This is a genomic window from Streptomyces albidoflavus, from assembly GCF_000719955.1.
GTDB lineage: Bacteria > Actinomycetota > Actinomycetes > Streptomycetales > Streptomycetaceae > Streptomyces > Streptomyces albidoflavus.
Genome location: NZ_JOII01000043.1, coordinates 15606 through 29630 on the forward strand (window position 1 = coordinate 15606; position 14025 = coordinate 29630).

Sequence of the window (14025 nt, forward strand, 5' to 3'; positions counted from 1 at the left end):
AGACAGCCCAGCCCGGCCGCAGGCCGACGAGTGGGCCCCGCCGAGCAGGGGCTACCCCTGGAGAACCCCGCGGACAGCACGGACGAGGGCCTGGGCCCGGGGGTCGTTGGTGACCGTCTTCTGGAGCCCGTTGGTGACGTAACCAAGGGCGACCCCGCTCTCGGGATCGGCGAAGCCGAGCGACCCCCCGCGCCCGGGGTGCCCGAAGGACCCGTCCGCGAGCAGGGGCGAGGCAGCCCCGTGCAGCATGAACCCGGGCCCGAACCGCGTCGGCACGACGAGCACCCGGTCAGGCCCCTCGGACTCCACGGTGCGAGCGAGCGCCAGGGTGGCGGGAGCGAAGAGGCGCGGGCCCTGTTCGACGGCGCCGATCAGGGAGGCGTAGAAGCGGGAGAGGGCGTAGGCGGTCGCGATCCCGTTGGCGCCGGGGAGTTCGGCCGCGTGGTAGGCGGGGCTGTTCTCGTCGACGGGCGGGTCGATGGCGTCGAAGGCCCGCCGGGTGAGGGAGGCGGGGTCGCCGTAGGCGTCCTGCACGTTCCGGCGCGGCCGCAGCCGCAGCCCGCCCCGCTCGGGGGCGGAGACGGCCCCGGACCGTCCGACCCGGTCCTTCCGCTCCGGCGGCAGCCCGATCCACAGGTCGAGCCCGAGCGGCCCCGCGATCTCCTCGGCGACGTACCGGCCGAGGGAGATCCCGGTGACGCGCCGGACGAGTTCGCCGGTGAGCCAGCTGTAGGTCTGCGCGTGGTAGCCGTGTTCGGTGCCGGGCTCCCAGACGGGGGCCTGGGCGGCGACGGCGGCGGCGCCGGTGCCGGGGTGGCCGGCCTCGTCGGGGGTGAGCGGCCGGTCGAGGACGGGGACGCCCGCGCGGTGGGCGAGGAGGTGGCGGACGAGGGTGCGTTCCTTGCCCTCGGCGGCGTACTCGGGCCAGTAGGTGCTGACCGGGGCGTCGAGGTCGAGGCGGCCGCGCTGGTGGAGGAGGAGCAGGGCGGCGGCGGAGACGCCCTTGGTGACGGAGTGGACGACCTGCGCAGTGCCGCGCTCCCAGGGGTCGGTGGAGTCGTGGTCGCGGGTGCCGGCCCACAGGTCGACGACGGGGGTGCCGTGGCGGTGGACGGTGACGGCGGCGCCGCGGTCGCCGAGCTGGGCGAAGTTGCGGGCGAAGGCGTCACGGACCGGCTCGTAGCCGGGGGCGACCGTGCCGTGGACGGCGACGGGTTCCGGCGCGGGGTCCTGTTCGTCGGGGGCGGGGTGGCCGGTGGCCTCGGCGGTGTCGTTCACCGTCCCATGGTCACAGATGCGGGGGCGGGGGCCGACGGGGGTCCGGGAGAGCCGGCGTCGTGGGGTCACCGTGCGCGTACGCATGCACACGGAGGGGCGGAAAGCAAAGACCTCGCCAGGAGGATTTCACCTTTTTATGGGATATTCATCGCATAAGGGGCGCACTTCTGGGCGATAACAGCACAGGAGCAGCAAGAGCAGCACAGGAGTCCAGGAGTACAGGCGTTCCGCCGCCCCGCCTTCGCCTCAGGAGGACAGCACCGATGACCGCCGCAGTCGAGCAGCGCGCCCGTGGGTACATCGTCACCGACGGCAACGACCACTTCGCCGTCCCGGTCCTGCTGCGGTACGACCCCGACGCGGCCCGGGGCGAGGAGTGCCCCGTCGTCCTCCACTTCCCCGGCGCCGGCTTCGCCTCCGCGGACCGGGAGATTCCGCGCGCCCTGCTGGAGGCGGGGCTGCGTACGACCTGCGCCGAGGGCGCGGTCCGGGTGTGGCCGTGCGGGCGGGTGCAGACGGTCGTGGAGTTCCATGCTCCGGGCGAGGAACCGCTGGTCATCCAGTTCGACGCGGTGGTGCTCATCCGCTTCCTGCGGCGTACGCACGCGGAGGGGCCGGCCGGTGAGCCGGCGGTGGCGGCCGTCGCCCACGAGCCGCACGAGCCCGGGCCGGCCGCCGCGACCAGCGCCACCACCGGGACGACCCCGACCGGCGCCCCCGGCTGACCCCGGACGCGAAGGAGCCCCGCACCGACTCCCGGTGCGGGGCTCCCCCCAGGGCGCGGTCAGGCGGTCAGGCCGTCAGACGGAGACCGTCTCCCGCTCCTCCTTGCCCGAGCCGCCCTCGGCGGCGTCCCCGTCGAGCTTCTTGCGGAGCTTGTCGCCCTCCACGTCGAAGTCGGGCAGGGCACGGTCCAGCCAGCGCGGCAGCCACCAGGCGCGCTTGCCGAGCAGGGCGAGGACCGCCGGGACGATCGCCATCCGCACCACGAAGGCGTCGAAGAAGACGGCGATGGCGAGGCCGAAGCCGATCATCTTGATCATCTGCTCGCTGGAGCCGATGAAGCCGGCGAAGACCGCGATCATGATGACCGCCGCCGCCGTCACGACGCGGGCGCCGTGGCGGAAGCCGGTGGTGATCGCCTCCGAGGGCGACTCCCCGTGGACGTACGCCTCCCGCATACGGGTGACGAGGAAGACCTCGTAGTCCATGGCGAGACCGAAGACCACGCCGACCATCAGGATCGGCATGACGCTCATGATCGGGCCGGGCTGCTCGACCCCGAAGAGCCCGCCGAGCCAGCCCCACTGGAAGACGGCGACGACGGCACCGAGCGCGGCCACCACCGAGAGCAGGAAGCCGAGCGCGGCCTTGAGCGGCACCAGGATCGACCGGAAGACCACCATCAGCAGGAGGAAGGCGAGGCCGACGACGAGCGCCAGGTACGGCAGCAGCGCGTCGTTCATCTTCTCCGAGAAGTCGATGTTCATCGCGGTGGCGCCGGTGACGAAGACCTCGGCGCCGTCCTCGGACTTGAGCGTGTCGCCCAGGTCGCGGATGTCGTGGACGAGCGTCTCGGTCTCGGTGGAGTTCGGCCGGTCCTTGGGGATGACCTGGAACGTCGCGGTGTCGCCGGCATCGTTCGGCGCCGGCGGCGTCACGATCGCGACGTGGTCGTTCTTCTGGATCTCGCCGGTGATCCGCTGGAGCACGGCGTCCTGGTCGTCGCTGTTCTTCAGGTCGACGACGCCGACCAGCGGGCCGTTGAAGCCGGGCCCGAAGCCGTCGGAGAGGAGGTCGTACGCCTTGCGCGGCGAGGTGGAGGTGGGCTGGGCGCCGTCGTCCGGGAGGCCCATCTCCAGCGAGGCGGCCGGGATGGCGATGACGCCGAGGCCGATCACACCGGCGAGCAGCACCATGACGGGACGGCGCTGGACGAAGCGGGACCAGCGGGTGCCGCCGTTGTCGCGCGGGGCGTCGCCGACGAGGACCTCGCCGGTGGCGGCGGCCTGCTCGGCGGCGGCCTTGCGGGCCTTGCGGTCCTTGCGTGAGACGATCCGCTCACCCGCGAAGCCGAGGAAGGCCGGGATGAGGGTGATGGCGACGAGGACGGCCAGCACGACGGTGCCGGCGGCGGCCAGACCCATCTTGGTCAGGATCGGGATGTTGACGACGGTCAGGCCCGCCAGGGCGATGACCACGGTCAGGCCGGCGAAGACCACGGCGGATCCCGCGGTGCCCACCGCCCGCCCGGCGGCCTCCTCGCGCTCCCGGCCCTCGGCCAGTTCGGCGCGGTAGCGGGAGACGATGAAGAGGGCGTAGTCGATGCCGACGGCGAGGCCGATCATCATCGCGAGGGTGGCGGTGGTGGAGCCGAGGTCCATCACGGAGGCGAGCGCGGTGATCGCCGAGACGCCGATGCCGACGCCGATCAGCGCGGTGATCAGCGGCAGTCCGGCGGCGACCAGCGAACCGAAGGTGATGACCAGGACGATGCCCGCGACGACCACGCCGATGACCTCGGTGATCCCGGTCTCCGGCATCACCATCAGCGCGTCACCGCCGATCTCCACGGTCATGCCGCCTTCGCGGGCGTCGTTCCCGGCGTTCTTGAGGGAGTCGCGGGTCTCCTCGGTCAGCTCGAAGGAGCTGACGTCGTAGGTGACGGAGATGTAGGCGGTGGTGCCGTCCTGGCTGACCGCCGGGGCCTTCTTGTCGAAGGGGTCGGCGACGGACGCGATCTGGTCCGAGCCGTCCTGGAGTTCCTTGACGATGCCGGAGACCTCGGCCGCGTTCTCGGGCGCGGTGATCTTCTCGCCCTCGGGCGCCTTGAAGACGACGCGGGCCGAGGCCCCGTCGGCGCTCTGGCCCGGGTAGCGCTCCTCCAGCAGGTCGAAGGCGCGCTGCGCCTCCGTGCCGGGTATGGAGAAGGAGTTGGAGGTCGCGGTGGACGCGGTGGCGGCGCCGACGCCGGCGATCGCCAGCAGCGCCACCCACACCAGGGCGACGAGGCGGCGGCGCCGGAAGGCGAACCGTCCGATCGAATACAGGAAAGTGGCCACGGAGGGCGTACTCCCGTTCAGGTCGTAGGGGGTCGGGACACAGGTGCTCAGCCCGACGACGAGAGCGGCGTGTCGGTCAGGTACGGGCGGGCGGGTGCCTGCCGCACCCGGGGGCGCGGCGTGTTCGTACGCGGCTGTGCGGTTGTTGCGGCGCCCGGTCCCTGGCCGGGGCGGGCGGCGCGGTCAGACTCCGAGGGCGGGGAAGACCACGGAGTGCACGTAGTGGCGGAGGAAGGCCCGGTCCACCGGCCGGTTCTCGATGAGCAGCCGCGCGGCGAGCGCGCCGATCATCATGTGCGGTACGTAACCGAGTGCCGGGTTGTCGGCCGCGACCTCGCCGCGGTCGACGGCCCGGCGCAGCAGCGTGTCGACGCCGTCGGTCTCCGGGTTGATCAGCTGGCTGATCAGCGCGTCGTGGAGTTCGGTGCTGGCCGAGGCGGCCTGCATCAGGCCCCGCATCAGCGCGGTGTCCTGCTCCAGGCGGTCGTCGTCGGTCATCTCCAGGACGGCGTCGAGGTCGCCGCGGAGCGAGCCGGTGTCCACCTCGTCGAGGAAGACGGGTTTCTCGCATCTCAGCGCCCGGACGACCAGTTCGGCCTTGCTCCCCCACTGGCGGTAGAGGGTGGCCTTGCTGGTGTGGGCGCGGGCGGCGACGGCGTCCATCGTCAGGGCGTCGTACCCGACTTCACGGAGCAGGCCGAGGACGGCCGTGTACAGCTCGCCCTCCCGCTCGGGTGTGAAGCGCGTACCCGCCATGCCGGTGTCTCCTCGCCGCCTGCCGGGGGGCTCCGGGCGCGCGGGCGCACGCCGGTACCGACCCCGCTCGTGAACGAAACGGTTTCGTACAGCTCGTATATGACGGTACCCCGCGGGGGAAGTCCGCGGCGCCCTCTTCCGTGTGCCCTCGGCCACACGGGGCCACACGTGCCGGCGGTCCGGGGCCCGAGTTGCCGCCCCGGCGCGGCGGGAAAAGCATGGAGTGGTGAGTGCCGACGCCGCGTACCTGCGCTTCCCCGACCTCCACGAGGACCGTCTCTGCTTCGTCGCCGAGGACGACCTGTGGCTGGCCGACCTGCCCGGAGCCGGGCAGGCGGCGCCGGGCCGGGCGTGGCGGATGACCGCCGACCGCACCCGCCTGGGCCTGCCCCGCTTCTCGCCGGACGGCAGCCAGGTCGCGTACACCTCCTGGCGCAGCCTCGACCCGGAGATCCACCTGACCCCGACCGGCGGCGGCCCGGTGCGCCGCCTCACCTACTGGGGGAACCAGGACACCCGGGTGCGCGGCTGGTACCCGCCGGGCCACGAATCGGTCGGCGAGATCATCGCCGTCTCCTCGCACGGCCAGCCCTTCTCCTACGTCACCTGGGCGTACAGCCTGCTCACCGACGGCTCCCCGGGCAGCAAACTCCCCTGGGGCCCGGTCACCGACCTCACCGTCGGCCTGGTGGACGGCCAGTACCGCACCCTGCTGCTGACCGCGACGCCGCCGCACGAACCGGCGTACTGGAAGCGGTACCGGGGCGGCGCGCAGGGGCGGCTGTGGCTGCACGGGGAGCGGCTCCTGCCCGGTCTGGACGGGCACCTGGAGTCGCCGATGATCGTGGACGGCCGCATCGCCTTCCTCTCCGACCACGAGGGCATCGGCAACCTCTACTCCTGCGCCCCCGACGGCACGGACCTGCGCCGCCACACCGACCACGACGCCTTCTACGCCCGCACCGCCTCCAGCGACGGGCACCGCGTCGTCTACCAGTGCGCGGGCGACCTGTGGATCGTCGACGACCTCTCCCCCGGCTCCGTCCCGCGCCGCCTCGACGTCCGCCTCGGCGGGCCGCGCACCGGCCGGCGGCCCTACCAGGTCCCGGCCGCGCAGAACGTCCGCGGCAGCTCGGTGGACGCCACCGGCCGGGCCAGCGCCGTCAACGTCCGCGGCAGCCTCTACTGGCTGACCCACCGCGACGGCCCCGCCCGCACCATCGCCGACGCCCCCGGGGTGCGCACCCGGCTGCCGGAGATGCTCGGCGCGGGCGGCACCGTCGCCTACGTCACCGACGCGGGCGGCGACGACGCCGTGGAGATCGCCTACCTGCCGCGCGCCACCGGCGGAAGGCCCAAGCGGCGCCTGGCGGGCGGACGGCTCGGCCACGTCCTGGAGATCGTCGCCGACCCTGCGGGCGAGCGGATCGCGCTCGCCTCCAACGACGGGCGGCTGCTGCTCCTGGACGCCACCGACCCGGTCGGCGACACCGTGCTGGCCCCGGCGCCCGAGGGCGAGCGCGCCCCGGAGGCCGAGGTGGTCATCGAGGAAGAGGCACCGCTGACCGAACTGGTCCGCTCGCTCAACGGACCCGTCCGCGACCTGGCCTTCTCCCCCGACGGCCACTGGCTGACCTGGTCGCACCCGGGCATCGGGCGCTCCCTGCGCCAGATCAGGATGGCCCGGGTCACCGACGCCGACCCGCAGATCGTGGACGTCACCGACGGCCGCTTCGAGGACGAGAGCCCGGTCTTCACCCGGGACGGCCGCTACCTGGCCTTCCTCTCCTGGCGCGGCTTCGACCCGGTCTACGACGTGCACACCGGCGACCTCTCCTTCCCGCTCGGCTCCCGCCCGTACCTCGTGCCGCTCTCCTCGGCGACGCCCTCGCCGTTCGCGCTGCTGCCCGACGGGCGCCCGGCGGCGGGCGGCATGGACCCCTCGGACGCGGACCCGGAGGACGGGGCGGCCATGGTCGAGGTGGAGGGGCTGGCGAGCCGGGTGACGCCGTTCCCGGTGGCCGCCTCCAAGTACTCCTCGCTCTGCCCGGTGGCGGGCGGCGGGGTGGTCTGGCTGCGCTGGCCGATCTCCGGGGCGCTCGGCGAGACCTTCGCCAACCCGGCCGACACCTCCGACCGCCCCACGCTGGAGCACTTCGACATCGTCCGCGGCCGGCGCACCGAACTCGTCCGCCACCTCGACTCGTTCGCCCCCAGCGGCGACGGCACCCGGCTGGTGGTGCTGGACGAGGGCGCGCTGCGCGCCATGCCCGCCACCGAGCAGGGCGACGACGACACCTCGGTCTGGCTCGACCTGCGCCGCATCCTGCACGAGGTCGACCCGCCCGCCGAGTGGCGCCAGGCGTACGCGGAGGCCGGGCGGCTGACCCGGGACTACTTCTGGGACCCCGACATGTGCGGCGTCGACTGGCCGGGCGTCCTCGACCAGTACCGGCCGCTGGTGGAGCGGGTGGCGACCCCGGACGAGTTCGCCGACCTGCTCCGCGAGGTCCTCGGCGAACTCGGCACCTCGCACGCCTACGTCTCCCCGGCCCGCCGCAACGAGGGCCCCCCGCACTACCAGCGCGCCCAGGGGCTGCTCGGCGCCAACCTGGTCCGCGTCGGCGACCAGTGGGTGCTGCGGCGCATCCTGCCCGGCGACTCCTCCGACACCAAGGCCCGCTCCCCGCTGGCCGGCACCGGCATCCGCGAGGGCGCCGCCCTCACCCACGTCGACGGGCGCCCGGTCGACCCGGTGACCGGGCCCTACCCGCTGCTGGCGGGCGCCGGGGGCACCACCGTCGAGCTGACCTTCCGGGCGGCCGAGGGCGGCCGTTCGCGCCGGGTCGCCGTGGTGCCGCTGGTCGACGAGCGGCCGCTGCGGTACCAGGACTGGGTGGCCCGGCGCCGCCAGGTGGTCCGCGAGCTGTCCGGCGGGCAGTGCGGCTACCTGCACATCCCGGACCTGGGCGGCTCGGGGTGGGCCCAGTTCAACCGCGACGTGCGCATGGAGGTCTCCCGTCCCTCGCTCATCGTCGACGTGCGCGGCAACGCCGGCGGCCACATCAGCGAGCTGGTCATCGAGAAGCTGACCCGCACCATCCTCGGCTGGGACCTGACCCGCGACGCGCAGCCCGTCTCGTACACCTCCAACGCGCCGCGCGGCCCGATCGTCGCGGTGGCCGACGAGGCGACCTCCTCCGACGGCGACATGATCACCGCCGCCATCAAGCTGCTGAAGCTCGGCCCGGTGGTCGGCTCGCGGACCTGGGGCGGCGTCGTCGGCATCACCGGACGCCACCGGCTCGGCGACGGCACGCTCATCACGGTGCCGATGAACGCGGCCTGGTTCGAGGCGTACGGCTGGGGGATCGAGAACCACGGGGTGGAGCCGGACCTGGAGGCGGTGCGCACGCCGCTGGACTGGGCCGAGGGGCACCACGCAGTCCTGGACGACGCGGTCCGCCTCGCCCTGGAGTTGCTGGAGCGGGAGCCCGCGAAGAGCCCGCCCGACCACTCCGGCGTGCCGGACCTGGCCCGGCCGCCGCTGCCGCCGAGGCCGCAGGACGGGTAGGGCCTGTCCGGCGGCGGGGGATGCGGGCGGCGGGCGGGCGTGCCAGGCTGGAAGGTGTTCAGCTATGCCCCGAATGTCCCCTTGGGAGGACTCGTCATGGGCCTCATGGACCAGTTCAGGAACAAGGCCGAGCGCCTCGCCGACCAGGCGAAGGAGAAGATGGCCGCCTCGAAGGAGAACGCCTCGAAGGAGGCCGGCCGGCACGACTCCGGGCGCTCGCACGGCAGGCACGGCCGCTCCCACGAGGGCCACGAAGGCCATCCGAAGCGCGGCCACCACCACAACCAGTGACGCCGCCCCCGTCGGCGCGCACGCCGGGCCCGGTCCTCCCCACGGACCGGGCCCGGCGCTGTCCGGGAGGGGCCGCTCAGCCCGCCCGGTGCTTCTCGTCGGCCGCGCCGCCCGAGCCGACCAGGCCGGTGGAGACCTGGCTGAGCCGGGGCGCGAACCGCTTGATCTCCCGCTTGCCGACGGTGGCGATGATCCCCGGCAGGTAGCCGCGGATCGACTGCATCCCGCGCAGCCACGGCTGGGCGTACACCTTGGCGGACCGGCGCTCGATCCCCGCCACGATCCGGTCGACGGCGGGCGGCAGCGGGTACGTCTTGTTGGCCGGCCACGGCAGCCGCTGCCGCAGCTCGCGCATGACGTCGTCCTGGTCGGCACCGCGCACCATGTCGGTGTCGGTCCAGCTCAGATAGCCGACCCCGACCTTCACCCCGTGGTACGCCACCTCGGCCCGCAGACAGTTGGCGTACGCCTCGACGCCCGACTTGGAGGCGCAGTACGCCGACATCATCGGGGCCGGGGTGATGGCGGCGAGCGAGGCGATCTGGAGGAGGTAGCCGCGGCTCTCCTTCAGTACGGGCAGGAAGGCCCGGGCGGTGACGGCGGAGCCGACGAGGTTGACCTCGATCACCCGGCGCCAGGCGACGGGGTCGGACTCCTCGAAGGGGCCGCCGGCCGCGACACCGGCGTTGGCGACCACGATGTCGATCTTGCCGAACCGGGCCTTGACCTCCCGCGCGACCTGCGCGAGCGCCTCGTGGTCGGTGACGTCGGCGTACCACCAGTCGGCGTCCGAGGGCAGCCGTCCGGCCACCGCCTTCAGCTCGTCCGGCTCCAGGCCGACCAGCGCCACCTTCGCGCCGCGCTCCGACAGCTTGCGGGCCAGCAGTTCGCCGACGCCGCGGGCGGCGCCGGTGACGACGGCGACCTGTCCCTCAAGGCTGACCTTGCTCATGCCCCCTCCTTCACCTGGGTGTTGCCGGTAGTGATGTACGTGGCGGCCAGCTCGCGGATGCGGGCGGTGACGGCCTCGGGCGCCTCGATGGGCGTCATGTGGCCCTGGCCGGTGAGTTCGGTCAGCCCCAGCGGGTGGGGCAGCGCCTCGGCGAGCGCGCGGGCGTGCGGCGGCGGGGTGAGCCGGTCGGCGGTGCCGACCAGCACGGCGGCCGGCATGGTCAGCGCCCGCACCCCGGCCCGCAGGTCCAGCGTCTCCAGCACCTTCGACCAGCCGATCCGGGCCCGGCGCGGGCAGGCGTGCACGATCCGGGCGCAGGCGTCCACCCGGTCCGGTGCCGAACCGGGGCCCATCGTCCCGTACTTGAGGATCTTGCGGGAGATGGCGGTGACCGGGCCGAGCGGGGCGCGGGCGCCCAGCACCCTGGCGGTCAGCCAGGTCCTGGCCCTGCCCGGCCTCAGCGGCAGCACGGTGGCCTCGGCGACGAGGTCGGCGGGGCCGGTGGAGCAGAGCAGCACGGCGGCGGCCCGCTCGCGGAAGCCGGGGCGGTCGGCGGCGGCCATCAGCGTCATGCCGCCCATCGAGTGCCCGGCGAAGACGGCCTGTTCGCCGGGGGCGAGGGTGGCGGCGGCGACCGCTTCGAGGTCGTCGGCGAGCGCCCGGGTCGAGTACGCGGCGTAGGTGGCCGGGACCGGGCTCGCGCCGTGGCCGCGCTGGTCGTAGGCGATGACGCGGTGGTCGCGGGCGAGGTCGGCGATCTGCGCGGCCCAGAACCGGGTGGAGCAGGTCCAGCCGTGCGAGAGCACGATCGCGGGGGCGTCCTCGGCGCCGTGCACCTCGACGTGGAGGCGCGACCCGTCGGCGGAGACGACGGTCAGCTCCCGGTAGGGGACGGCCGCGGGGCGGGGGCTCACGCGCTCACCCCGGCCTTCTCGCCGCGCGGGCCCTTGCCGTCGGCGGCCGAGGGGGCGGGGCGCAGCACCTCGTACTCGGAGAGGTCGACGCGGCGGGTGGCGTTGCGGAACTCGGTGGTGGTGCCGGGCCAGACGGTGGTGTTGCGCCCGTTGGCGTCCAGGTACCAGCTGTTGCAGCCGCCGGTGGCCCAGACGGTGCGCTCCATGCGCTCCTGGACCTTCACGTTCCACGCGGTGACGGCCGAGTCGCGGGCGTCCAGGGCCGCCTTGCCGCCGAGCACGTCGAGCTGGCGCAGGTAGTCGGCCATGTAGTTGAGCTGGGACTCGATCATCAGGATCATCGAGGAGTTCCCGAGCCCTGTGTTGGGGCCGATGATCGTCATCCAGTTGGGGAACCCGGCGGCGGTGGCGCCGCGCAGCGAGTTCATGCCGTCCTTCCAGGTGGCGGCGAGGGTCTCGCCCTGGTCGCCGACGACGCGTTCGGCGATCGGCATGTCGGTGACGTGGAAGCCGGTGCCGAAGATGATCGCGTCGACCTCGACCTCGCTGCCGTCGGCGCCGACCAGCGTGTTGCCCCGGATCTCGCTGAGACCGGAGGCGACCAGGTCGACGTTGGGCTGGGCGAGCGCCGGGTAGTACGTGTTCGACAGCAGGATGCGCTTGCAGCCGATGCGGTAGTCGGGGGTGAGCTTGGCGCGCAGCGCCGGGTCCTTGATCGCCCGGGCGATGTTCCGCTTGGCCAGGGTCTCCACCGCGCCCAGCTCGCCGGGCCGCTTGGTGAACGCCTGCACCTGCAGTTCGCGGATGCCCCACAGGAGGCCGCGCCGCGCGGTGGCGGTGACGGGCAGCTTGCGGTGCAGCCAGCGCTCGGCGCCGGTGACCTTGCGGTCCATCCGGGGCATGACCCACGGGGGCGTCCGCTGGAAGAGGGTGAGCTTGCCGACCTCGGGCTGGATGGCGGGCACGATCTGGATGGCGGAGGCGCCGGTGCCGATCATGGCGACGCGCTTGCCGCGCAGGTCGTAGTCGTGGTCCCAGCGGGCCGAGTGGAAGATCTTCCCGGGGAAGGTGTCGATCCCGGGCACGTCCGGCAGCTTCGGGTCGGAGAGCGGCCCGGTCGCGGAGACCACCACGTCGGCGGTGAGGGTGCCCTGGCTGGTCTCGACCTCCCAGATCAGCCGCTCGGTGTCCCAGCGCATCATCCTGACCTCGTGGTCGAAGCGGATGTGCGGGCGCAGCCCGAAGGTGTCGGTGACCTGCTCCAGGTAGGCACGGATGTGCTTCTGCCCGGAGAAGGTGCGCGGCCATTCGGCGTTGGGCGCGAAGGAGAACGAGTACAGGTGCGAGGGGACGTCGCAGGCGCACCCCGGGTAGCTGTTGTCCCGCCAGGTGCCGCCTACGGAGCCGGAGCGCTCCAGCACGACGAAGTCGGTGATGCCCTCGCGGCGCAGCCGGACGGCGGCTCCGAGTCCGCCGAAGCCGGTGCCGATCACGACCACCTTGACGTGCTCGCCGCGTTCCGTCCGCTGTTCCTTGCTCTTCCCGGCCATGGCTTCGCCTCCCGCAACTTCTGCCATCGCGCCAGCAATCACTGGCATGATTGGGAGAGTAGGGCAGTGGCATACCGATGGGTAGGGGTACGACGGAGGAAAGTTACCGGCGGTACGGCATAGGGTTCCGGCGTGGACGACCAAGGAGAGCGCGAGTACCGGACCGCCGAGCTGGCCAGGGCGGCCGGCATCACCGTGCGCACCCTGCGCTTCTACCGCGAACGCAAACTCCTGCCGCCACCCCGCCGCGAGGGCCGCATCGCCTGGTACGACCACCACCATCTGGCCCGGCTGCGCACCATCACGGCGCTGCTGGAGCGCGGCCACACCCTCGGCGGAATCACCGAGCTGATGAACGCCTTCGAGGAGGGCCAGGACGTCGGCTCCCTGCTCGGCGTCACCCCGACCGAGGAGACCCCGGTCCGCCTCTCCCCCGAGGAGCTGGCCGACGCCTTCGCCGGCGAGGTCACCACGGAGAACTTCGCCGAGGCCCTGAAACTCGGCTACCTCGCCACCGACGGCGACGAGATCGTCCACATCAGCCGCCGTCTGCTGGACGTCTCGGTCGCCCTGATCCGCGAGGGCGTCCCGCTCGCGGCCGTCCTGGAGGCCGGCTCACGCGTCCGGGTCCACGCCGAGGCCCTCGCCTCGCTCTTCCTGGACACGATGGCCACCCACGCCCCCGGCGCCGACCTCGACCGCCTCCGCCCGCTGGCCAAGAGCGTGGTCGAGGCGGAACTCTCCCTGGCGATGGACCGCCACCTCGCCGCCCTGCGGGAGCCGGGGGCGAAGCCGGACGGGGACGCGTAGCGAGGGCGCCCGCTCACCCGCGGACGCCCGCCGCCCTCACCCGTAGACGACCGTCACCGGCGCGTGGTCCGACCACCGCTCCTCGTGCGTCGCGGCCCGCTCCACCTGGCCCTTGACGGCACGGGCGGCGAGGCCGGGAGTGGCCACGTGCAGATCGATGCGCCAGCCGGAGTCGTTGTCGAAGGCGCGCCCCCGGTACGACCACCACGAGTACGGGCCCGCCTGCTCCGGGTGGAGGGCGCGCATCACGTCCGCGTAGCCGGCCTCCGCGTAGACCCGGTCGAGCCAGGCGCGCTCCTCGGGGAGGAAGCCGGAGGACTTGCGGTTGGCCTTCCAGTTCTTCAGGTCGGCCTCCTGGTGGGCGATGTTCCAGTCGCCGCACACCACGACCTCGCGGCCGTCCGCCGCCGCCCTGGCCCGCAGCTCCTTCAGGTACTCCAGGAACTCGGCCATGAACCGTTCCTTCTCGTCCTGCCGCTCGGTGCCGACCTCGCCGGAGGGCAGGTAGAGGCTGGCGACCGTCACGCCGGGCAGGTCCGCCTCGACGTACCGGCCGCTGGTGTCGAACTCGGCGCTGCCGAAGCCGGTCCTCACCCGCTCCGGCGCGCGCCGCGTGAGCAACGCCACTCCGGCCCTGCCCTTGGCGGCGGCGGGCGCGAAGACGACGTGCCACCCCTCCGGAGCCCGTACGGCCTCGGGGAGCTGGGACTCCTCGGCGCGGACCTCCTGGAGGCAGACGACGTCGGCGTCGGTGGCGGCGAGCCACTCGACATAGCCCTTCTTGGCGGCGGCGCGGAGGCCGTTTACATTCGCAGTGGTGACGGTGAGCATCCCGGAA

At 73.3% G+C, this 14025-nt stretch carries 11 protein-coding genes; 4 read left to right on the plus strand and 7 right to left on the minus strand.

What is annotated here, in order from left to right; genetic code table 11:
* Positions 1 to 51 precede the first annotated feature (51 nt).
* Positions 52 to 1278, minus strand: coding sequence for a serine hydrolase domain-containing protein (locus IF45_RS0128275; protein ID WP_030310337.1), 1227 nt, complete (start codon positions 1276 to 1278; stop codon positions 52 to 54).
* Between the two features lie 263 nt (positions 1279 to 1541).
* On the opposite strand from IF45_RS0128275, the gene IF45_RS0128280 reads away from it, so the two are divergent.
* Positions 1542 to 2003: an SsgA family sporulation/cell division regulator gene (locus tag IF45_RS0128280; protein ID WP_008413163.1), complete on the plus strand. Its 462-nt coding sequence runs from the start codon at positions 1542 to 1544 to the stop codon at positions 2001 to 2003.
* 75 nt (positions 2004 to 2078) lie between these two features.
* Here the strand turns inward: IF45_RS0128280 and IF45_RS0128285 are convergent, their stop codons facing one another.
* Together IF45_RS0128285 and IF45_RS0128290 are read right to left on the minus strand one after the other, a co-directional pair.
* Complete coding sequence (locus IF45_RS0128285) at positions 2079 to 4340, minus strand: MMPL family transporter (RefSeq protein WP_008413161.1); 2262 nt, start codon at positions 4338 to 4340, stop codon at positions 2079 to 2081.
* A gap of 183 nt (positions 4341 to 4523) precedes the next feature.
* On the minus strand, positions 4524 to 5096 hold the full coding sequence (locus IF45_RS0128290; protein ID WP_003950248.1) for a TetR/AcrR family transcriptional regulator: 573 nt from the start codon (positions 5094 to 5096) through the stop codon (positions 4524 to 4526).
* 223 nt (positions 5097 to 5319) lie between these two features.
* Between IF45_RS0128290 and IF45_RS0128295 the strand changes: the two genes are divergently transcribed.
* Both IF45_RS0128295 and IF45_RS0128300 read left to right on the plus strand, forming a co-directional pair.
* Positions 5320 to 8670: a S41 family peptidase gene (locus IF45_RS0128295; protein ID WP_030310340.1), complete on the plus strand. Its 3351-nt coding sequence runs from the start codon at positions 5320 to 5322 to the stop codon at positions 8668 to 8670.
* Positions 8671 to 8766: 96 nt separating this feature from the next.
* Positions 8767 to 8961 carry a hypothetical protein gene (locus IF45_RS0128300; RefSeq protein WP_008413155.1) on the plus strand — a complete coding sequence of 65 codons (195 nt, stop codon included), beginning with the start codon at positions 8767 to 8769 and terminating at the stop codon, positions 8959 to 8961.
* Between the two features lie 76 nt (positions 8962 to 9037).
* Here the strand turns inward: IF45_RS0128300 and IF45_RS0128305 are convergent, their stop codons facing one another.
* The 3 genes from IF45_RS0128305 to IF45_RS0128315 are packed head-to-tail and all read right to left on the minus strand — an operon-like array spanning position 9038 to position 12377.
* A complete protein-coding gene (locus IF45_RS0128305; RefSeq protein WP_008413152.1) occupies positions 9038 to 9913 on the minus strand; it encodes an SDR family oxidoreductase in 876 nt (291 codons plus the stop codon).
* Positions 9910 to 10827, minus strand: coding sequence for an alpha/beta fold hydrolase (locus IF45_RS0128310; protein WP_030310341.1), 918 nt, complete (start codon positions 10825 to 10827; stop codon positions 9910 to 9912). The genes IF45_RS0128305 and IF45_RS0128310 overlap by 4 nt, the downstream gene beginning before the upstream one ends.
* Positions 10824 to 12377 (minus strand): flavin-containing monooxygenase, encoded by a 1554-nt coding sequence (locus IF45_RS0128315; RefSeq protein ID WP_030310343.1) that lies wholly within the window; start codon positions 12375 to 12377, stop codon positions 10824 to 10826. The genes IF45_RS0128310 and IF45_RS0128315 overlap by 4 nt, the downstream gene beginning before the upstream one ends.
* A gap of 132 nt (positions 12378 to 12509) precedes the next feature.
* Here IF45_RS0128315 and IF45_RS0128320 point away from each other — a divergent pair, with 132 nt between their 5' ends.
* The gene (locus IF45_RS0128320; protein ID WP_003950242.1) at positions 12510 to 13187 is read left to right on the plus strand and encodes a MerR family transcriptional regulator; all 678 of its coding nucleotides are present in this window, start codon (positions 12510 to 12512) and stop codon (positions 13185 to 13187) included.
* Between the two features lie 36 nt (positions 13188 to 13223).
* On the opposite strand, the gene IF45_RS0128325 is transcribed toward IF45_RS0128320, so the two are convergent.
* Positions 13224 to 14018 carry an exodeoxyribonuclease III gene (locus IF45_RS0128325; RefSeq protein WP_003950241.1) on the minus strand — a complete coding sequence of 265 codons (795 nt, stop codon included), beginning with the start codon at positions 14016 to 14018 and terminating at the stop codon, positions 13224 to 13226.
* Positions 14019 to 14025: the final 7 nt, after the last annotated feature.